Here is a 19304-nt window from a genome sequence, read left to right on the forward strand (position 1 = left end):
AATCCCGATGCCGATCAAGGACGTCTTTCTGCCGCTCGTCGGCCAGCCACGCGGCCCGGCCCTTGCTGCGATCGAGAAATGCGTGGCCGTTGCCGCCGACCTCGGCGCCAGGATCACCGCGCTGGCACTCGAAGAGGATGTTTTCGTGCGGCCGAAGGTGCTGCTCCCCGATGCGGCCGAGGCAAACGGGGCGCTTGGGGCGGGCGACAGTCAGCATCTCCTGGATGCGTTCACCCGCGCAACTTCCCGCACCGGCATTCGCGCTCAAAGCCGGTCGGCCAAGGTGCCGCCAGACCAGATCGCGTCAGTCCTGGCCGAGCACGGACGCTTCAGCGATCTCACGCTGCTCCCCATGAAGCCGCACGACAGCCGAACCGAGCACATCATCGAGACGCTCCTGTTCGAATCCGGACGGCCCGTGCTGCTCTGCCCGGAGCAGCATGTGGACGAACTGCGACCGGAATTCGAGAACGTCATGATCGCCTGGGATCACTCCGCGCGTGCGGCGCGGGCGGTCGGCGATGCGCTGCCTATCCTTCAGGCAGCAGCCCTGGTCCGCGTGGTGACCGTGGCGGACGACAAGTCCGAGGCGATCGTGCAATCCGGGACGGCTCTCGTCGATCATTTGAGGGAACACGGGGTCTACGCCTCGTTTGAAACCACGAACGGCAGCGGCAGCTCGATTGGTAAGGTGCTCGGAAGCTGGGCGAATTCCCATGCCATCGACGCGATCGTGATGGGCGCCTACCATCATTCGCGCCTGAACGAGATCGTTTGGGGCGGTGTGACAAAGACCGTCATTGGCGAGCCACCGTGCTGGGTTATGCTCTCGTACTAGGCGAGTGGCCAGTTTATCGGCCTGATCGTCAACCATCGGAACCGCCACCGACCGGGCGCATTTGCTTTCATGTCAACCTATCGTCTGAAGAACCTGCTGTCGCCGCGTTCGGTCGCGCTCGTCGGTGCGAGCGCCCGCCCGGTCTCCGTTGGACGCGCCGTTCTGGAGAACATCCGCAAGGCTGGGTTCACGGGACAGTTCGGCCTCGTCAATCCGCGCCATGCCGAGATCGGCGGCGTCGCGGCCGTGGACAGCCTCGACAAATTGCCGTTCGTGCCCGAGCTCGTGATCATCACCGCGCCGGCGCGCGCGGTTCCCGGCATTGTCGATCAAGCCGGGCGGCGCGGCTCGGCGGGCGCCCTGATCGTCTCGGCCGGGCTCGGTCACGGACCGGGGTCCCTGCACGAAGCCGCCATCACTGCGGCCCGCAAATACGGCATGCGGCTGATCGGGCCGAACTGCTTGGGCATCATGATGCCCGGCGTGAGCCTCAATGCGAGTTTTGCCGCGCATATGCCGGGGCCGGGGAATCTCGCGCTGATCTCGCAATCGGGCGCGATCGCGGCTGGCATGGTCGATTGGGCCGCGCAGCGCGGCGTCGGCTTCTCCGGCATCGTCTCGATCGGCGATCAAATCGACGTCGATGTTGCCGATCTGCTCGACCATTTCGCGATGGATCACAAAACCCGGGCGATTCTGCTCTACATCGAAGCCATCAAGGACGCGCGCAAGTTCATGTCGGCCGCGCGGGCCGCGGCGCGTGTGAAGCCCGTTGTCGTGGTGAAGTCCGGCCGAATGGCGCAGGGCGCGAAGGCGGCCGCCACCCATACCGGTGCACTCGCCGGCGCCGACGCCGTCTATGACGCGGCGTTCCGCCGCGCGGGCGTCCTGCGGGTCTCCGATCTGCGCGAGCTGTTCGATTGCGCCGAGACGCTCGGCCGCGTCGAGTCGCCGGCGGGAAAGCGCCTCGCCATCCTGACCAATGGCGGCGGCATCGGCGTCCTCGCTATTGACCGATTGGTCGAGCTCGGCGGCATTCCGGCGACCATCTCGGCCGACGCCCGCAAGAAACTCGATGACGCGCTGCCGCCGACCTGGTCCGGCGCAAATCCAGTCGACATCGTGGGCGACGCCGATGCGTCGCGCTATGCGGCGGCACTCGAGGTGCTGCTCGCCGACCCCGACAACGACGCGGTCCTCGTCCTCAACGTGCAGACCGCGATTGCCTCGGCTGCGGATATCGCAACGATGGTGACGGAACGGGTCAAGGCATATCGCGAGAAGCACCGCAGTTGGGCCAAGCCCGTGCTCGCCTCGTGGATCGGAGCAGACCAGAACATCATCGAAACACTGTCCGGCGCGGCCATCCCGAACTATCCGACTGAGGATGACGCCGTGCGCGGCTTCATGTACCTCGTGAGGCACCGCGAAGTCGTGGAGGAGCTGAGCCAGGTTCCACCGGCGATGCCTGAGACGTTCGTGCCGGACGCACGTGCTGCAAAACAGATCGTAGCTGCTGCCATCGCCGACGGGCGCCAATGGCTCGAACCCGTCGAGATCAAGCACCTGCTCGAAGCCTACGATATCGCGATGGTGCCCACATACGCCGCGGCCGATATCGAGCAGGCGGTGGCCTACGCGAGCGACATCTTTGCGCAAGGCGCCACCGTCGTGCTGAAGATCATGTCGCGCGACATCGTCCACAAATCCGATGTCGGCGGCGTCGTGCTCAATCTGACGACGGTCGAGGCGGTCCGCGCCGCCGCCACCGACATTCTCGCCCGGGCAAGCAAGCTGCGTCCGCATGCCCGCATCGAGGGCGTCATCGTGCAGGCGATGGTCGTGAAGGCGAAGGCGCGCGAGTTGATTTTGGGTCTCGCCGACGATCCGACCTTCGGCACCGTCGTGGTGTTCGGCCGCGGCGGGACCGCGGTCGAGATCATCAACGACAAGGCGCTTGCGCTGCCGCCGCTCGATCTGCAACTGGCCCGCGACCTGATCGACCGCACGCGCGTGTCACGGCTGCTTCGCGCTTACCGGGACGTGCCGGCGGTGAAGCCCGACGCGGTCGCCATGGTCCTGGTCAAGCTGGCGCAGATGGCCGCCGACATTCCCGGGATCCGTGAATTCGACATCAATCCGCTGCTGGCGGACGAAACCGGCGTGACCGCGGTCGACGCTCGCGTCGCGGTCGGGCCGCCGCAACGGAAGTTTGCCGGCTCCGGCGCGGCCAATTTCGCCGTTCGGGCCTATCCGTCGCAATGGGAGCGCCGCCTCAAGCTCAAAGAGGCCTGGCGGATCTTCGCGCGGCCCCTGCGTCCGGAGGACGAGCCGACCATCCATGCATTCCTGAAGCATGTCACGGCGCACGACCTTCGTTTGCGCTTCTTCGCGCCGATGAAGGAGTTCACCCACGAGTTCATCGCGCGCCTGACCCAGCTCGACTATGCGCGGGCGATGGCCTTTATCGCATTCGACGAGGCGACCGGTGAGATGGTCGGCGTGGTCCGACTCCATTCGGACTCGATCTACGAGAGCGGTGAATATGCGATCCTGCTGCGGTCCGATCTCAAGGGCAAGGGGCTGGGATGGGCCCTGATGCAGCTGATCATCGACTACGCGAGATCGGAGGGGCTCAAAGCGATCTCCGGTGATGTTCTCAGGGAGAACACCACGATGCTCGAAATGTGCCGGCGGCTCGGCTTCGAGGTGAAGCCGGATCCCACTGAACCGGATATTTGCGACGTCAGGCTGAAACTCTGAGCGCCCGCTATGAGCGCGCTTCAGCCGAATTTGCGGCGGGGGGCCTCCTTGGCCGTTCTCCGCAAATTCTTGACCAGGACCGCAATCAGCGGCACCAGCACGGGCAAGATCGTGCTGAGCGGATGATGCACGGCGCCCGACATTTGGGCCTGGAATGTGCGTGCCTCGAGCTGAAGCGCTTCGATGGATGCGCCGTGAATCTCGTTGGCGAGTTCGATGTCGCGGCCTGCAGGAGGCCGGCCGGCAATCACAAAGAGAATTGCGGCGATGGCAAAATTGACGGCGCCGAGGATGGCGGCCGCGCCAATGGCACTCCAGATCTGCACCAGTGCGAAATAGGCGGACAGCTCCAGCATCAGGAGTCCGAACGCGGCGATCAGCGCCGCAAAGGCGCGCAGGCCTAGGCCGATCAGAAGGTGGCGCAGCCTGATGTCCGCGATGATCCTGTCGGTACGCCAGAGCACACGCAGATGTTTGACGACATTTTCCGTGTTCACCTAGTGCCTCCGCAGCGCAAATCCGACGACCACGCCGAGCGCGAAGGCCGAGGCAAGTGATGTGATCGGGCGGTCCGCAATGAGGCCCTGAAGCTGGTCCTGCTCCTCGTCGACGGTCTCGCCGAGCGCTGCCTTGATCTGATCGGCAAGCGCCTCCGCGCGGTCTTTCGAACTGTCGAACATCTCCTCGCCGGCCGTGCTCAGCAAGCGTGTGACGTCAACCTTCAGCGTGCGCAGTTCTTCGCTCATCCTGTCGTTGTCGAACATGGATCTGATTTCCCCGTTAATGGAAACAAACCTAGGACTCGCCGGCCCGAGCGCGCTTGATTTGCGTCAAGGAGGCAGACGCGTCGTGGTCTTGAGACAGGTCAAACCGGCTGCCACATGCTGGCCTAGAATGACCGGCTGAATGGGGACCCGGTTGTCCCGATGAGGTGGAAGCGTGAATTCCGAACCGCTGTTGCTGGCAACGCCCTCCGGCGAAGAGCTGAAATTGTGCCCGGAAGGGCCGTGGATTGCCGCGAACGTGTCGATGCTGGAGACATTGTCCCGGTCGGTCGAGGCGGATGTCGATCGATCCAGAGCCATGAGCTTGGACATGTCGGGCGTCAGCGCGCTCGACACGCTCGGCGCCTGGGTCCTGGAAAAGCTGTCACGCAGGGCCTCATCATCCGGCAGGTCGGCCGAGTTTATCGGTGTCGCCGACCATTTCAGTGGCCTGATGGACGAGGTGCGTCAGGTCAACCGCCACACGCCTCCGCCGGCGCCTGCACCCAACCCTGTTCTGCTCAGGCTGAACGATCTCGGCAGGTCCACGGTCGGCGCGCGCGAAGACATCACGATCTTTCTTCAAATGCTGGGCGCGCTGTTCATGGCCCTGATCGGCGTGCTGCGCCGGCCGCGCTCGCTGCGGCTGACATCGCTGATCTATCAGCTCTACCGCATCGGCTGGCAGGCCATCCCCATCGTCGTGCTGATCACCTTCCTGATCGGCGCCATCATCGCCCAGCAGGGATTTTTCCATTTCCGCAGGTTCGGCGCGGAGTCCTACACCGTCGACATGGTCGGCATCCTGGTGCTGCGCGAGCTCGGCGTGCTGATCGTCGCCATCATGGTCGCCGGCCGCTCGGGAAGCGCCTACACCGCCGAGCTCGGCTCGATGAAGATGCGCGAGGAGATCGACGCGCTCTCGACCATGGGCCTCGATCCCGTCCATGTCCTGATCCTGCCGCGGGTTGCTGCCCTGGTGATTGCGCTGCCGATCCTTGCCTTCATCGGATCGATCGCCGCACTCTATGGCGGCGGCCTGGTCGCGCAGTTCTACGGCGGCATGGCGCCGGCGATCTACATCGCGCGGCTGCACGAGGCGATCTCGGTCACCCATTTCGAGGTGGGCATCCTGAAGGCGCCGTTCATGGCGCTGGTGATCGGAGTAGTCGCCTGCAGCGAGGGCTTGCGCGTGAAGGGCAGCGCCGAGTCGCTGGGACGACAGACCACGACGTCGGTGGTCAAGTCGATCTTCCTGGTGATCGTGCTCGACGGCCTGTTCGCGATCTTCTTCGCCTCGATCGGAATGTGATCATGGGCGAGCCGCAAGAGCAGTTCGCGATCCGCGTCCGCGACCTCGTGGTCGGCTTCGGCCGGCAGACCGTGCTCGATCATCTGTCGCTCGACGTGCGCCGGGGCGAGATCCTCGGACTCGTGGGGGCGTCCGGTGGCGGCAAGTCGGTCTTGATGCGAACCATCATCGGCCTCATCCCGCGCCAAGGTGGGACCATCGAGGTCACGGGACGGCCAATCGGCGGCCGTACCGAAGGCGCCGCCACGACATGGGGCATCCTGTTCCAGCAGGGCGCGCTGTTCTCCTCGCTGACGGTCCGGCAGAACATCCAGTTTCCGCTCCGTGAAAATCTCGTCCTGTCGCAGGAGCTGATGGACGAGATCGCGATCGCCAAGCTCGAAATGGTCGGGCTGCGGGCGCAGGATGCCGATAAATATCCGGCGGAGCTGTCCGGCGGCATGACCAAGCGCGTGGCGCTGGCGCGCGCGCTCGCACTTGATCCGCCGATCCTCTTTCTGGACGAGCCGACCTCGGGCCTCGATCCGATCGCGGCGGGTGATTTCGATGCGCTGATCGGGACCCTGCAAAAGACCCTCGGCCTCACCGTGTTCATGGTCACCCATGATCTGGCGAGCCTGACCACGGTCTGCGATCGCGTCGCCGCGCTCGCCGACGGCAAGATCGTGGCGATCGGTCCGATGCGCGAACTGCTGCAATCCGAGCATCCCTGGGTGCGGGCCTATTTCCACGGCAAGCGCTCGCAGATGCTGCAACACGAGATGAGATGAGACATGGAAACCCGCGCTCCCTACGTGCTGATCGGCAGTTTCGTCCTGGCGGCGATCCTCGCGGTGTTCGGCTTCGTCTACTGGCTGAATAACACCGGCGGCATCGGACCGCGCACGAGCTATCACGTGCAATTCCAGGGCCCGGTGCCCGGTCTTCTGGTCGGCGCCGGCGTGCTGTTCAACGGCATCCGCGTCGGCGAGGTCACCCAGCTCGGGCTTGCGCCGGACAATCCACGCTTCGTCAATGCGACGATATCGGTTGCTTCAACCACGCCAGTGCGCGCCGACAGCAGGGTCGGGCTCGATTTCCAGGGGCTGACCGGCGTGCCGGTGGTGACGCTTGAGGGAGGCATCATCGTCGCCCAGTCCGGCGAGCCCCCGACCTTGATTGCCGAGGCCGGTGCGGGCCAGAGCATGACGCAGGCCGCGCGGGATGCACTGCGGCGGGTTGACACCGTGCTGGAGGACAATTCGGGCCCGCTGAAGGACACCATCGCCAATCTCAAGACCTTCTCCGACGGGCTTGCGCGCAACACCGGCAAGATCGACGGCATTTTGGCGGGCCTGGAGAAGATGACCGGCGGCGGAACGCCGGCGCAGAAAGTCACCTATGACCTGCGCACGCCGCAGAACCTCGGTCCTGCGACCAAGACGCTCGCGGCGTCACTGGCCATTCCCGAGCCGACAGCGGTCGCCATGCTCCAGACCCAGCGCATGCTGTTCGCCCCTGGCGGCGATAATCCGGGCTTTGCGGACTTCCTCTGGGCCGACAGCATTCCCAAGCTGGTGCAGGCGCGGTTGACCGACAGTTTCGAGAACTACGACATCGCCCACGCGCCGCTGCGCACGGCCGATCTCGGGCAGGCGGACTATCAGCTGCTGATCGACATCAGGCGCTTCCGCATCGCCACCGAAGGGGAGGCACGGGTCGAGATCGGACTATCGGCGCGGATCGTCGACAAGAACGGCAAGGTGATCGCCTCGCGTCTCGTCGAGACCAGCGAAAAGCTCGACAAGGTCGAACCGGCCGCGGCGGTCGCAGCGTTCGATACCGCCTTCACGCGCATCGCGAAGGAGCTGATCGGCTGGACCGTGCAGGCGGTGTGAGGGCGGCTATTCCAGGGTCTTGAGGTAGGACAGGAGATCGTGGATCTGGTCCGGACTGAGCTCGAAGGCCGGCATGTCGGCGTGGCCGGTGTTGATGCCCTCGGCCAGCGCCTCTCCAAGGCTCTCGATGGGATAGCGCTGGTGCAGGGCTCGCAGCGGCGGTGCGATCTTGAGCGGACTGTTCGACGCACGGTCGATCGCGTGGCAGCGCGCGCAATTGGCGCGCGCAAAGGCCTTGCCGCGTTGTTCGGCGGTGGGGGCCGCCAGGGCAGGCGTCATCAGAAGCAACCCGACCAACCCGTGACGCAGCGTTCCTTGCAGCATGTAAAGCGACCCCGTTTAAGTCCGGGAGAAGAATAGGGCGGGGATTCCCTCCAAAATTGATCTGGGTCAACCGGCTTTGGCGCAGTGCAGTAAAATGCAGCCGCGCGACGGAATGGGCCCGATGGGCACCCGGCGCTTGGAGCGGTCGATGAAGCCCGTAGTCACGATTGAGCCGAACTGGCAGCTCTGCAGCGATTGCGCCGTCCGCGCATCAGCGGTTTGTTCGTCGTTGGATGCCGTCGAGCTTCGGGAATTCGAGCATCTCGGCCGGCGCGTCCATTTTACCTCGGACGAGACTGTGTTCTCCGAGGAGGACATCACGACCTCGTTCTACAATCTCCTCGAGGGCGTCATGCGGCTGTACAAGCTGCTGTCCGACGGCCGCCGGCAGATCGTGGGCTTTGCCTTGCCCGGCGATTTCCTGGGGATGAATATTTCGGGCAGGCACAATTTTTCGGCCGATGCGATCGGCACGGTGACCGTCTGCCAGTTCGCGAAGGCACCCTTCGGCCGTTTCATCGAGGACCGGCTGCACCTCCTCAGGCGGATCAATGAGCTGGCAATTCGCGAGCTGAACCAGGCCCGGGACCACATGGTCCTGCTCGGCCGCCGTTCGGCGGACGAAAAGGTGGCGGCCTTTCTGCTCGGCTGGCGCGAGCGGCTGGTCTCGCTGAAGGGGGCATCGGACACGATCCCGCTTCCGATGAGCCGTCAGGACATCGCCGACTACCTCGGCCTGACCATCGAGACCGTCAGCCGCACCTTCACCAAGCTGGAGCGCCACGGCGTGATCGAGATCATTCATGGCGGGATCAGCCTGCTCGATCCGGCGAAGGTCGAGGCCCTGGCCGCAGCTTGATTCCGACGCAGCGCGGCTCGATTTTGATCGGGATCAATGCATTCGGCCGCGTGCCCCGAATAATGCCTGAAACCACAGGGGAGGGCATCATGCCGGCTGACGCGTTGCTTATGAGCATCTTTGTCGTGGCAATCTTTGTCACATTCGCCGGGGCACTGGTCTGGGCAGACCGGCAAACCAGTGCAGGCCGGCTCAAGTCAGACGTCAAGCATCGAAGCTCCTGAGATCACGGTCGCATTTGCGGGCGCCCGCGGCGCGGCTATGCCGTGCGAGTTCGGGACGGTTGGCAGCGCCTCAACGCAAGGCGGCGTGCGGCGCTTGCAACTCTGCATCGACCGGGACGCATTGGCTCATCCTTCGGCTGCCGGCTTCGCGCCTGACCGCGGCATTTTCGCCACGTTTGCTTCAAATAGGGAGCATGCTTTCCGGTTGAAAAACTGGGCTACACTGACTACGCAGGGACCCCAGTGCCTCGCAGTCTTAGGAGCCCAGTGGCGTGCCTCAGGACAAGACCGGCGACGACCCCCGACAAGCGGCGGGGAACAAATTATCGGTCCTGCGCAAGCACCCGATCTTTGCGGATCTGGAGCCGGAGGCGCTGGATCAGCTCTGCCGTTACGCCAAGCACACCACGGTGAAGCGCGGCGCGACGATTGCTGCCAAGGGCGATCCCGGCAACAATCTGTTCGCGGTGATCACAGGGACGGTGAAGATTTCCTCTTCGTCGCCCGACGGCCGCAACGCCATTCTCAATCTGATCGGTCCCGGAGAGATCTTCGGCGAAATCGCGGTGCTCGACGGCGCCCCCAGGTCGGCCGATGCGACCGCCAACACCAATTGCGAGCTCTACATCATCGATCGCCGGGACTTCCTGCCGTTCGTGAAGAGCCAGCCGGCGCTCGCAATGAAATTCATCGAGCTGCTCTGCGCGCGCCTGCGCTGGACCAGCCAGCAGGTCGAGCAGGTGATCCTGCAAAATCTGCCGGGCCGGCTTGCGAGCGCGCTGCTCGGCCTCACCGAAGAGCGCAAGTTCGACTCCGGCAGCGGCACGCTTGCCATCACGCAGCAGGAGATCAGCGAGATGGTGGGCATGACGCGCGAGAGCATCAACAAGCAATTGCGCGCCTGGGCGGGCCGCAACTGGGTTCGCCTCGAGCACGGCGCCATCGTCGTGCTCGACATGGATGCCTTGCGCGAACTCGCCGAGAGCGGGCTCGACAGCTAGCTGTCGATGATCGCGACGGCGCGGGTCCAGCCCGCGGAGGCCCGCTCGATCTTCACCGGAAAGCACGAGACGGTGAACCCGGTCGAAGGCAGTTGGTCGAGATTGTGCAGCTTCTCGAGATGGCAATAGCCGATGTGCCGTCCCGCCTTGTGGCCTTCCCAGATCAGGCCGGCATCTTTCGTTTCGGCATATTTCTTCGCGGTGTGGACGAACGGCGCGTCCCAGCTCCAGCCGTCGGTGCCGGTCAGCCGCACGCCGCGTTCGAGCAGGTACATGGTGGCCTCATAGCCCATGCCGCAGCCTGAGCTGACATAGTCGACTTGGCCGAACCTGGCGCCGGCGCCGGTGTTGACGACGACGATCTCCAGCGGCGACAGCGAATGCCCGATCCGCCTCAACTCCTTCTCGACGTCGTCGGCGCTCGCCACGTAGCCGTCGGGGAGATGCCGGAAGTCGAGCTTCACGCCGGGCTGAAAGCACCATTCCAGCGGCACCTCGTCGATCGTCCATGACCGCTCGCCGCGATTCATGGTCGGATGGAAGTGCCAGGGCGCATCGAGATGCGTGCCGTTATGGGTCGACAGCGAGACCTGCTCGACAGCCCAGCCCTGGCCGTCCGGCAGGTCCTGTGCCGTGAGGCCGTCGAAGAACTGCAGCATCCGCGGTAGGCCCTGCTGGTGACCGATGTACTGGATCGTCGGGTGATTGCCCGGCGGATCCGCCGTCACGTCGTTTCTGAGCGGCACGGAGATGTCGATCAGCTTCCGCGGCATGGGCATTCCTCGGGATGGTCCGTTTTGTTTCGCAGCATCTTGAGGGGGCCGCACCGGCGGCGTCAAGCAACGCGCATCAACGCTTTCCGCGGCAGATGGATAGATGATTTCGGAAAAAGCGGGCTACGAGCCGGTTGTCCGCCCAAAGCCGGTCTGATCCATCGATGCAACTCTAGCATCGATCGATGCCGGATTTGGCTTGGACAGAGAATGCCGCGCGCCCTAGGGACGACAATGGCGCTTGACTTCACACCGGAAGTGGAGCGACCCAAAGGCGGCCCGCAGCATCTGCCCAACGATATAATCAACTCAGGAGGAAGCCCAGATGAAGATACTTACCGGCGTCATCACAGCCGCTCTGCTGGCGGTCTCAGCCCCCTTGGCGACCGCACGCGATTTCCGTTCCGCCGACATCCACCCCGCCGATTATCCGACCGTCGAGGCCGTCAAGTTCATGGGCAAGCAGCTCGCCGCGGCGAGCGGCGGCAAGCTCGGCGTGAAGGTGTTCCCCAACGGTGCGCTGGGCTCCGAGAAGGACACCATCGAGCAGCTCAAGATCGGCGCCCTCGACATGATGCGGATCAACGCATCGCCCTTGAACAACTTCGTGCCGGAAACCATCGCGTTGTGCCTGCCCTTCATCTTCCGGGACACGCAGCACATGCGCACCGTCCTTGACGGGCCGATCGGCGACGAGATCCTGGCGGCCATGGCGCCCGCAGGCCTGATCGGCCTCGCCTATTACGACAGTGGCGCCCGGTCCATCTACACCGTCAAGGCTCCGATCAAGTCGCTCGCGGACGTCAAGGGTCTGAAAATTCGCGTCCAGCAATCCGATCTGTGGGTCGGCATGATCCAGAGCCTCGGTGCCAATCCGACCCCGATGCCGTATGGCGAAGTCTATACCGCTCTCAAGACCGGTCTGGTGGACGCTGCCGAGAACAACTGGCCCTCTTACGAGTCCTCGCGCCACTTCGAGGCCGCCAAGTTCTACAACGTCACCGAGCACTCCCTGGCGCCCGAAGTTCTCGTGATGTCCAAGACGGTCTGGGACACGCTGAGCAAGGAAGACCAGGCGATGGTCCGCAAGGCGGCGAAGGAATCGGTTCCTGTCATGCGCAAGCTCTGGGACGAGCGCGAGCAGGCGTCCCGCAAGACCGTCGAAGCGGCCGGCGTTCAAGTCGTGACGATCGCCAACAAGACGGAATTCGTCGACGCGATGAAGCCGGTGTACGACAAGTTCGCCGGTGACGAGAAGCTGAAGGGCCTCGTCAAGCGTATCCAGGACACGAAGTAAGGCCATAGCGTCGGTCCGGCGCGCCGACTGGCGACGCCGGACCGACGCGTTGGAGGCGCGCAAGGAGACTTGCAAGGAGACTTGGATGACAGACCCTCACGTCGCAGACCACGAACTGGACGTAGCCGGACGCCCGTCCACCGGCCTGCTGTCCCGGATCAATGCTCCCGTCGCTCGGCTGGGCATGTATCTGTCGGTGACCGGGCTGCTCGTCATCGTCACCATCGTCTTCTACCAGGTGTTCGGACGCTACGTGCTCAATTCCAGCCCGACCTGGACGGAGAACCTTGCCTTGGTTCTGATCCTGTATGTCACATTGATCGGCGCCGCGGTCGGCGTGCGCGATGCCGGGCATATCGGCATGGACAGTTTGCTGGTGATGCTGCCGGATCACGCGCGGGAGAAAATCGAGCTTGTCATCCACGTCCTGGTCGCCGGGTTCGGCGTCGCGATGGCCTATAACGGCTGGATCCTCGGAGCGTCGGTCGGAACCGTGAAGATTCCCAATCTCGGGCTGCCCGAGGTCATCCGCTACGTACCGCTGATCGCCTCCGGCGTCCTCATCGTCTCCTTTTCAATCGAGCACATCATCGCTCTCCTGCGCGGCGAAGAGGTCGTCCCCTCATGGAACTGATCATCCTCGGCGCCACTTTCTTCGGCTTCCTGGTCCTCGGCGTCCCCGTCGCCTTCGCGATCGGCCTCTCGGCGATTTGCACCATCCTCTACGAAGGTCTGCCGGTCGCGGTCATCTTCCAGCAGATGATGTCGGGGATGAACATCTTCTCCTTCCTCGCCATCCCGTTCTTCGTCTTCAGCGGTGAGCTGATGCTGCATGGCGGCGTCGCCGACAAGATCGTGCAGCTCGCCAAGAATCTCGTCGGACACATCCGCGGCGGGCTCGGCATGTCGAACGTGGTCGCCTGCACGCTGTTCGGCGGCGTGTCCGGCTCGCCCGTGGCCGACGTGTCGGCGATGGGGGCGGTGATGATCCCCATGATGAAGAAAGAAGGTTTCGACACCGACTACGCCGTCAACGTCACGACCCATGCTTCGCTGGTCGGAGCACTGATGCCGACCAGTCACAACATGATCATCTATGCGCTCGCCGCCGGCGGCAAGGTCTCGATCGGCGCGCTGATCGCCGCCGGCCTCCTGCCGGCGCTGGTGCTGATGGTGTGCATGCTGGTCGCCGCTTACGCGGTCGCGGTGAAGCGCGGCTATCCGGCCGGCAAGTTCCCGGGCTGGCCCGCGGTTTTTCGCTCGTTCGCGGCCGCTCTGCCCGGCCTTCTGATCGTCGGCATCATCCTGTCGGGCATCCTGTCCGGCGTGTTCACGGCAACCGAATCCGCGGCCGTCGCGGTCACCTATACGATCTTGCTGACGTTCTTCATCTACCGCACCATGACCTTGCCGAACTTCCTGCGCGCTGCGGCCAAGGCGGTGAAGACGACGGGCGTGGTGCTGCTGCTGATCGGCGTCTCCACCATGTTCCAGTATTTGATGGGGCTTTACGAGGTCGCCGACTTCGCCGGCGAGATGATGGGCAAGGTCTCGACCCAGCCCTGGGTCATCTTCCTGCTCATCAACGTCATCCTGTTCGTGCTGGGCACGTTCATGGACATGGCCGCGACCATCCTGATCTGCACGCCCATCTTCCTGCCGATCGCGATGAAGGCGGGCATGGATCCGGTGCAGTTCGGTATGCTGATGCTGATCAACTGCGCGCTCGGGCTGAATACCCCGCCGGTCGGAACCACGCAGTTCGTGGGCTGCGCCATCGGCGGCATCTCGGTGGGTGCGGTGATGCGCACCATCCTGCCGTTCTACGCCGCCCTGATCGCAGCTCTGATGTTCGTGACCTACGTCCCCGCCTTCTCGCTGTGGCTGCCCCGCCTGCTGATGGGCTACAAGGGATAGCAGCAACGCAGGGAGAATCTATCCGTGACTGACTATCGCAAGCTCTTCGATCTCACCGGCAAGACGGCCGTGGTGCTCGGCGCCGCATCTGGCATCGGCAAGTCGTCGGCCGAGGCGCTGGCCGGGCTCGGTGCCCGTGTCGTCTGCGCCGATCGTGCGCTTGAAGGCGCTGAAGCGACCGCGGCTGGCATTCGTGAGAAGGGCGGCTGGGCCGAGGCGGCTACGTGTGACGCCGCGAGCGCTGCGGAAGTCAACGCGCTGGCCAAGACCGTGATGCAGAAATTCTCGCGGCTCGACATCGCGGTGACGACGCCCGGGCTCAACATCCGCAAGACCATCCTCGACTACACCGAGGAGGATCTCGATCGCGTCCTCAACCTCAACATCAAGGGCACGGTGTGGTTCTTCCAGGCCTTCGGCCGCATCATGGTCGAGCAGAAGGGCGGCAGCATCATCGCCTGCTCCTCGGTGCGCGCGGTGACCATCGAGCCGGGCCTCGGCGTCTACGGTTCGACCAAGGCCGCGATCGGCCTGCTGGTGAAGGGCTTTGCGTCCGAGGTTGGACGCTCCGGCGTGCGGGTCAATGCGATCGCGCCGAGTATCGCCGAGACCGCGCTGACCGGCCCGTTCAAGCAGCGTCCCGATATCTACAATCTCTACGCCGGCCACACCGTGTTCAACCGCTGGAGCAGCGCCGACGAGGTCGCGACAGCCGTTGCCTATCTCGCCTCGGACGCCGCGAGCTATGTCAGCGGCAGCACGCTGTTCGTCGATGGCGGCTGGACCGCCGTGGACGGTCCGCCGACCGGTCTCACCCAGTTGCACACCTAGGGCGGTTATCTAGTCTTCAAAGCCGGCGCGCTGGCGCAGATCCTTGCGGTCTGCGCCGGTCAGCAGAACGATCAGCGCGGCCGCCTCTTGCGGATGTGCGGCCCGCGTGGTCACGCCGGCCGTGTACATCGTCAAGAGCTCGCAACCCGGCGGCAGCGCTCCTGACAGCGCGATGCCGTCGGTTGCGACGATCTCGGTGGCCTGTGTGCAGCCGATCGGACGCGTCGCAGTGGACGCCGCAAGCTCCCGCATCGCGGTCGCGCCATTGGGGAAGATCCTGAGGCGCGAAGCGACCTCGTAGGCGATGCCGAGCTGATCCAGCACCTCGGCAACGTGCTGTCCCGCTGTCGAAGCTTTCGTGTCCGGGACGTAGATCGCGTCGGCGCTGCGCAGTACTTCGCGCAGATCGGCCTCGGTCTTCACGGTCACCTTGGGATCGCGGCTGCGGACCGCCAGCGCGGTCTCGACCCGCCCGACATCCAAGATCGAGGCGGGACTGACGAGCTTCTCTTCGGCAAGCTTCGCAAGCAGCGCCTGCGTCAGGATCACCAGATCGGCCGCCGTTCCCGCCCGCAGCTTGTCGGCCATGATGCCGACCGCACCGAACTCGCCGTCGATGCCGAAGCCGGTCTGAATCTTGAAGGGATCGCTGAGGCCGCGCACCAGGCCTTGCGCCGCGCCCCCGCTCAAAATGCTCACTGTCGTCACGATGCCAGCTCCATGGCTGCAATGATCTTGTCGCGGGTGATCGGCAAGTCGCGCACGCGCACGCCGAGGCAATCGTAAACGGCATTCGCGATCGCCGCCGTCACCGGACCGTGGGCGGCCTCGCCGGCGCCGACCGGCTCGATCTCCGGCCGCTGGACGATCTCGACATCCACCATTGGCACCTCGCTGAAGGTGAGGATCGGATAGTCGGTCCAGGACGTCGATGTGATGCGCGTGCGGTCGAAGCGGACACGTTCCTTCAGCACCCAGCTCGTCGCCTGGATCGCGCCGCCCTCGATCTGATTGATGACGCCGTCCGGGTTGATGGCCTCGCCGACGTCGACCGCAAGCGTCAGCCGCTTGACGCGGATGTCATCAGTACCTTCGATCTCCGCAATCGCGGCGCAATAGGCCCCGGTGTTCTTGTAGCGGGCGAAGCCGACGCCATGACCGATGCCGGACTTCTTTTGCGGTTTCCACTGCGCGCGTCGTGCCACCGCGCGAATGACCTCCTTTGCCCGTTCCTCGCGCAGATGACGCAGGCGGAACGCGATCGGATCTTCGCCGCGCAGGTTGGCGATCTCGTCGAGCAGGGACTCGATGGCGAACACATTGCCTTGTCCGCCAAGTGTCCGCAGCGCCGAGGTCCGCACCGGCATTGTCAGCAGCCGGTGGCTCGTGACCGTCCAGGCCGGGAGATCGTAGAGCGGAACGGAGTTGCGGTCGCCGCCGCCGCCATTGGCCGCGGGCGGGTTGGTCGAGATCATGCGCGGGTAGGGGTTCGCGATCTCGGTTGCGGCAAGCAGCGCGGGCTGTGCTGCGCGCCCGGGCCGCGCCGCGTGGCCGTTGCTCCAGATCGCGTGGCGCCAACCGACGATCTCGTTGTCCGCATCGAGATCGGCCTCGATCTCGATCGCCATCGCCGCGCCGAACGGCGCGTGAGACATCTCGTCGTGGCGCGACCATTGCACCCGCACCGGACGGCCGGCGGCCGCTTTCGCCAGCAGCACGGCATCGAGCGCGACGTCATCGGCCGCGTTGTGTCCGTAGCAGCCCGCGCTCTCCATGTGCTCGACGACGATGCTCTCGATCGGCAGCTTGAGAACGATCGCGAGGTCGGCGCGCAGCAGATAGACGCCCTGGCTGTGGGTCCAGACATGGACACGATCGCCGTCCCATCCCGCCATCGCACAGGACGGTGCGATCGAGGCATGCGCGATGTAGGGACGGATGTATTGCCGACGGAGGGTGCGAGCAGCCTTCTTTATCGTTGCCGCCGTGGTCCTGCTGTCGATCACAGTGGTCTCGACCGGTTGGCTCTTCAGGAATCCGGCCAGATCAGCTTCATCGGGCAGCGGCTCACCAGCCGACCATGTCGCGCCCCTGCGCAAGGCTTTCAGCGCGGCCTCCGCCGCTGCCTCGCTGTCGGCAACCACGCCGGCAAAGCCGCCGTCGCGGACGATCGCGACGAGGCCGGGAACGGTTTGCGTCGCCGTTTCGTCGAGCGCGATCAGCCTGGCGCTCGAGATGTCCGGCCGCAGCACGCGTCCGTGCAGCAAGTCCGGCAGCGGACAGTCATGAATGAAGCGCGGCCGTGCGAACACCTTATCGGGAATGTCGACGCGCTGGACCGAATGTCCGGCCACAGTGCGTTTGGCGACGATCTTCGCTGTCGCGCCCGCTTTGGCGTCGTGGTCGAGCGAGACGTCACCGGCCAACTCCCAATAGCTGGTTCTGACATTGCCGGGGCCCGAGATCGTGCCGTCATGGATGTCGAGCAGCGAGGCATCGACGCCGAGACGCTCCGATGCCGCGGCGAGGAAGCGCTGGCGGACCTCGGCACAGGCGTGGCGCAGCGCGCGGCCGGATTGCTGGACCGAAAGACTGCCCGAGGTGACGCCCTCGTTCGGGCTTGCCGCCGTGGAGGCGCGGATCATCTCGATGCGGCCAATATCGACGTCGAGTTCGTCTGCTGCGATCTGCGCCAGGGCCGTGACGATGCCCTGGCCGATCTCGACCTTGCCGGGCGAGATCGCCACACGGCCGTCGCCGATGAGCTTCACCCAGGATGACAGCTTGGGATTGGCCGCAAGGCTGACCGGCAGTGTCGGGGCAGGGGACGGCGCACTCATGATGTCGCCATCTCCGCGGCCGCCCGCAGCACGGCGCGGACCATGCGGTTGTGCGATCCGCAGCGGCACAGATTGCGATCAAGCGCCGCTTTCACCTCGGCCTCCGTCGGCGATGGATTGCGCTTCAGCAAAGCCGCCGCGCTGATCAGGATTCCCGAGACGCAATAGCCGCATTGCATCGCCTGCTCGGAGATGAAGGCGCGTTGCAGCGGATGCGGTTGCTCAGTCGTGCCGAGGCCTTCCACCGTGACGACCTCCTTGTCCGCGACCGACCACATCGGCAGGTCGCACGAGGCGATCGCGTGGTCGCCGACCATGACATGGCAGGCGCCGCACTCGCCGGCTCCGCAGCCGAAATGCGGACCGGTGACGCCGAGCCGGCCGCGCAGCACGTCGAGCAGCGTCTGATCCGGATCGGTATCCACGGCCGCCGCCGCGCCGTTGAGCTGGAATTGAATGGTAGGCATTGTCGCTCTACAGCCTCAGGACTTGTCGAACTTCTTGACGATTTCGGCCCATTTCTCGATGTCGCCGCGCAGGAATTTGTCGAATTCCTCCGGCGTCATCGACATCGGCACCGCGCCCTGCGCCGTCCAGAGCTTGACGATGTCGGGCCGCTTCACCATTGCGTTCACGGCGGCATTGAGCTTGTCGATCACAGGTTTCGGCGTGCCGGCCGGCGCCATCAGGCCGAGCCAGATCGTGGCTTCGTAGCCTGCGACGCCCGCCTCGATCGCGGTCGGCACGTTCGGCAGCACCGCTGAGCGCTGCTTGCCGGTGGTCGCGAGCGCGCGGACCTGGTTCTCGCCGATGTTCGGCGCCATCGCCGACACCGCGTCGATCATCATCTGCACCTGCCCGCCGATCACGCCGCTGCGTGCCTCGCCACTGTTGCGATAGGGCACGTGGACGAGGTCGATGCCGGCCATGGCTTTGAACAGCTCGCCGGCCATGTGATAGGGCGTGCCCTGGCCGGAGGAGGCGTAGTTCAGTTTGCCCGGCTGCGACTTGGCGAGCGCGACGAACTCCTGCAGCGTCTTCGCCGCGACCTGCGGGTTCACCACGATGACGAGATCGGAAGAGTTGACTGGTGCGATCGGCGCGAGGTCGCGCATCAGCTCGTATTTGCGTTTATCCGGCGTCAGCAGGGATTCGTTCGCGGTCTGGGTGTTGGACATCATCAGCAGCGTGTAGCCGTCGGCGGGCGACTTCGCCGCTTCGACCGTGCCGATGACGCCGCCCGCGCCGGTGCGGTTCTCGATCACGAAGGGCTGGCCAAAACTCTCCTGGAGCGCATTGCCGATCTGCCGGGCCGCGACATCGGCCGGCCCGCCGGCGCCAAAAGGCACGACGATCCGGACCGAATGGTTGGGATAGTCCTGCGCCAGGGACGGGGCCGCGGAGAAGGCGCTGAGCAGGCCGGCGGCCAGCGCCAGCATGAATTGTCGGGCCGTCACACCCACCTCCCTGATGTCGTTCTTGTTGGCCGGCACTGTAGCGGCAGGTGAGGCGGACTGTCGACGCCTCACAAGGCCGATGGTGCCTGGAATATCGGGTGGTTTTCGGTGTGGCGGCGCCGCTCTTCGCGGTCGCGGCAGGAACCGGCGCCGCATGCGGTCTGAGCAAATCGCATGGGCATTGCCGGATAAATACCCTCGGCTGAGGGGTATTTTGGTGTTACCAA

At 64.8% G+C, this 19304-nt stretch carries 18 protein-coding genes and 1 pseudogene; 11 read left to right on the forward strand and 8 right to left on the reverse strand.

The features are described 5' to 3' along the window. The first annotated feature begins 7 nt into the window (after positions 1–7). On the forward strand, positions 8–838 hold the full coding sequence (locus AC0L3U_RS24530) for a universal stress protein (RefSeq protein ID WP_473363523.1): 831 nt from the start codon (positions 8–10) through the stop codon (positions 836–838). 69 nt (positions 839–907) lie between these two features. Next, on the forward strand, positions 908–3601 hold the full coding sequence (locus tag AC0L3U_RS24535; protein WP_473363524.1) for a bifunctional acetate--CoA ligase family protein/GNAT family N-acetyltransferase: 2694 nt from the start codon (positions 908–910) through the stop codon (positions 3599–3601). Between the two features lie 7 nt (positions 3602–3608). On the opposite strand, the pseudogene AC0L3U_RS24540 reads toward AC0L3U_RS24535, so the two are convergent. Together AC0L3U_RS24540 and AC0L3U_RS24545 are read right to left on the reverse strand one after the other, a co-directional pair. Then, positions 3609–4098: pseudogene (locus AC0L3U_RS24540) on the reverse strand (phage holin family protein). Beyond that, a complete protein-coding gene (locus AC0L3U_RS24545; RefSeq protein WP_473363525.1) occupies positions 4099–4365 on the reverse strand; it encodes a hypothetical protein in 267 nt (88 codons plus the stop codon). Positions 4366–4540: 175 nt separating this feature from the next. On the opposite strand from AC0L3U_RS24545, the gene AC0L3U_RS24550 reads away from it, so the two are divergent. The 3 genes from AC0L3U_RS24550 to AC0L3U_RS24560 are packed head-to-tail and all read left to right on the forward strand — an operon-like array spanning position 4541 to position 7554. Then, complete coding sequence (locus AC0L3U_RS24550) at positions 4541–5677, forward strand: MlaE family ABC transporter permease (protein ID WP_473363526.1); 1137 nt, start codon at positions 4541–4543, stop codon at positions 5675–5677. A gap of 2 nt (positions 5678–5679) precedes the next feature. Then, entirely contained in the window at positions 5680–6447 is a 768-nt protein-coding gene (locus tag AC0L3U_RS24555; protein WP_247460899.1) for an ABC transporter ATP-binding protein, read from the forward strand. 3 nt (positions 6448–6450) lie between these two features. Next, positions 6451–7554 (forward strand): ABC-type transport auxiliary lipoprotein family protein, encoded by a 1104-nt coding sequence (locus tag AC0L3U_RS24560; RefSeq protein ID WP_473363527.1) that lies wholly within the window; start codon positions 6451–6453, stop codon positions 7552–7554. Between the two features lie 6 nt (positions 7555–7560). On the opposite strand, the gene AC0L3U_RS24565 is transcribed toward AC0L3U_RS24560, so the two are convergent. Then, positions 7561–7878: a c-type cytochrome gene (locus AC0L3U_RS24565; RefSeq protein ID WP_247356556.1), complete on the reverse strand. Its 318-nt coding sequence runs from the start codon at positions 7876–7878 to the stop codon at positions 7561–7563. Positions 7879–8026: 148 nt separating this feature from the next. Here AC0L3U_RS24565 and AC0L3U_RS24570 point away from each other — a divergent pair, with 148 nt between their 5' ends. Next, positions 8027–8737, forward strand: coding sequence for a helix-turn-helix domain-containing protein (locus AC0L3U_RS24570; protein ID WP_473363528.1), 711 nt, complete (start codon positions 8027–8029; stop codon positions 8735–8737). A gap of 496 nt (positions 8738–9233) precedes the next feature. Continuing rightward, the gene (locus tag AC0L3U_RS24575) at positions 9234–9962 is read left to right on the forward strand and encodes a Crp/Fnr family transcriptional regulator (protein ID WP_007601607.1); all 729 of its coding nucleotides are present in this window, start codon (positions 9234–9236) and stop codon (positions 9960–9962) included. On the opposite strand, the gene AC0L3U_RS24580 is transcribed toward AC0L3U_RS24575, so the two are convergent. After that, positions 9959–10735, reverse strand: a complete 777-nt coding sequence (locus AC0L3U_RS24580) for a cyclase family protein (RefSeq protein ID WP_473363529.1) — start codon at positions 10733–10735, stop codon at positions 9959–9961. The genes AC0L3U_RS24575 and AC0L3U_RS24580 overlap by 4 nt on opposite strands. Positions 10736–11060: 325 nt before the next feature. Between AC0L3U_RS24580 and AC0L3U_RS24585 the strand changes: the two genes are divergently transcribed. The 4 genes from AC0L3U_RS24585 to AC0L3U_RS24600 all read left to right on the forward strand — a co-directional run bounded on the left by AC0L3U_RS24585 (position 11061) and on the right by AC0L3U_RS24600 (position 14780). Continuing rightward, a complete protein-coding gene (locus tag AC0L3U_RS24585) occupies positions 11061–12032 on the forward strand; it encodes a TRAP transporter substrate-binding protein (protein WP_473363530.1) in 972 nt (323 codons plus the stop codon). Positions 12033–12117: 85 nt separating this feature from the next. Next, positions 12118–12666: a TRAP transporter small permease gene (locus tag AC0L3U_RS24590; protein WP_027566714.1), complete on the forward strand. Its 549-nt coding sequence runs from the start codon at positions 12118–12120 to the stop codon at positions 12664–12666. Beyond that, positions 12657–13949, forward strand: a complete 1293-nt coding sequence (locus tag AC0L3U_RS24595) for a TRAP transporter large permease (RefSeq protein WP_456768958.1) — start codon at positions 12657–12659, stop codon at positions 13947–13949. Before AC0L3U_RS24590 ends, AC0L3U_RS24595 begins: the two co-directional genes overlap by 10 nt. Positions 13950–13973: 24 nt before the next feature. Then, positions 13974–14780 (forward strand): SDR family NAD(P)-dependent oxidoreductase, encoded by an 807-nt coding sequence (locus tag AC0L3U_RS24600; RefSeq protein ID WP_473363531.1) that lies wholly within the window; start codon positions 13974–13976, stop codon positions 14778–14780. A gap of 9 nt (positions 14781–14789) precedes the next feature. On the opposite strand, the gene AC0L3U_RS24605 is transcribed toward AC0L3U_RS24600, so the two are convergent. Genes AC0L3U_RS24605 through AC0L3U_RS24620 form a run of 4 tightly spaced genes read right to left on the reverse strand, consistent with a single transcriptional unit; the run spans position 14790 to position 19059 of the window. Then, the gene (locus AC0L3U_RS24605) at positions 14790–15488 is read right to left on the reverse strand and encodes a molybdate ABC transporter substrate-binding protein (protein ID WP_473363532.1); all 699 of its coding nucleotides are present in this window, start codon (positions 15486–15488) and stop codon (positions 14790–14792) included. After that, positions 15485–17620, reverse strand: a complete 2136-nt coding sequence (locus AC0L3U_RS24610; protein ID WP_473363533.1) for a xanthine dehydrogenase family protein molybdopterin-binding subunit — start codon at positions 17618–17620, stop codon at positions 15485–15487. The genes AC0L3U_RS24605 and AC0L3U_RS24610 overlap by 4 nt, the downstream gene beginning before the upstream one ends. After that, the gene (locus AC0L3U_RS24615) at positions 17617–18087 is read right to left on the reverse strand and encodes a (2Fe-2S)-binding protein (RefSeq protein ID WP_473363534.1); all 471 of its coding nucleotides are present in this window, start codon (positions 18085–18087) and stop codon (positions 17617–17619) included. Before AC0L3U_RS24615 ends, AC0L3U_RS24610 begins: the two co-directional genes overlap by 4 nt. A 15-nt stretch (positions 18088–18102) precedes the next feature. Continuing rightward, a complete protein-coding gene (locus tag AC0L3U_RS24620) occupies positions 18103–19059 on the reverse strand; it encodes a Bug family tripartite tricarboxylate transporter substrate binding protein (protein WP_473363578.1) in 957 nt (318 codons plus the stop codon). Between the last annotated feature and the right edge of the window lie 245 nt (positions 19060–19304).

The organism is Bradyrhizobium sp. Kon69, assembly GCF_055807515.1.

What these genes read in the sequence shown, in the direction of transcription:
- AC0L3U_RS24530 (WP_473363523.1), top strand. Translation starts at nt 8, where the DNA reads ATGCCGATCAAGGACGTCTTTCTGCCGCTCGTCGGCCAGCCACGCGGC.
- AC0L3U_RS24535 (WP_473363524.1), top strand. Translation starts at nt 908, where the DNA reads ATGTCAACCTATCGTCTGAAGAACCTGCTGTCGCCGCGTTCGGTCGCG.
- AC0L3U_RS24545 (WP_473363525.1), bottom strand. Translation starts at nt 4,365, where the DNA reads ATGTTCGACAACGACAGGATGAGCGAAGAACTGCGCACGCTGAAGGTT.
- AC0L3U_RS24555 (WP_247460899.1), top strand. Translation starts at nt 5,680, where the DNA reads ATGGGCGAGCCGCAAGAGCAGTTCGCGATCCGCGTCCGCGACCTCGTG.
- AC0L3U_RS24560 (WP_473363527.1), top strand. Translation starts at nt 6,451, where the DNA reads ATGGAAACCCGCGCTCCCTACGTGCTGATCGGCAGTTTCGTCCTGGCG.
- AC0L3U_RS24565 (WP_247356556.1), bottom strand. Translation starts at nt 7,878, where the DNA reads ATGCTGCAAGGAACGCTGCGTCACGGGTTGGTCGGGTTGCTTCTGATG.
- AC0L3U_RS24570 (WP_473363528.1), top strand. Translation starts at nt 8,027, where the DNA reads ATGAAGCCCGTAGTCACGATTGAGCCGAACTGGCAGCTCTGCAGCGAT.
- AC0L3U_RS24580 (WP_473363529.1), bottom strand. Translation starts at nt 10,735, where the DNA reads ATGCCGCGGAAGCTGATCGACATCTCCGTGCCGCTCAGAAACGACGTG.
- AC0L3U_RS24585 (WP_473363530.1), top strand. Translation starts at nt 11,061, where the DNA reads ATGAAGATACTTACCGGCGTCATCACAGCCGCTCTGCTGGCGGTCTCA.
- AC0L3U_RS24590 (WP_027566714.1), top strand. Translation starts at nt 12,118, where the DNA reads ATGACAGACCCTCACGTCGCAGACCACGAACTGGACGTAGCCGGACGC.
- AC0L3U_RS24595 (WP_456768958.1), top strand. Translation starts at nt 12,657, where the DNA reads ATGGAACTGATCATCCTCGGCGCCACTTTCTTCGGCTTCCTGGTCCTC.
- AC0L3U_RS24610 (WP_473363533.1), bottom strand. Translation starts at nt 17,620, where the DNA reads ATGAGTGCGCCGTCCCCTGCCCCGACACTGCCGGTCAGCCTTGCGGCC.
- AC0L3U_RS24615 (WP_473363534.1), bottom strand. Translation starts at nt 18,087, where the DNA reads ATGCCTACCATTCAATTCCAGCTCAACGGCGCGGCGGCGGCCGTGGAT.
- AC0L3U_RS24620 (WP_473363578.1), bottom strand. Translation starts at nt 19,059, where the DNA reads ATGCTGGCGCTGGCCGCCGGCCTGCTCAGCGCCTTCTCCGCGGCCCCG.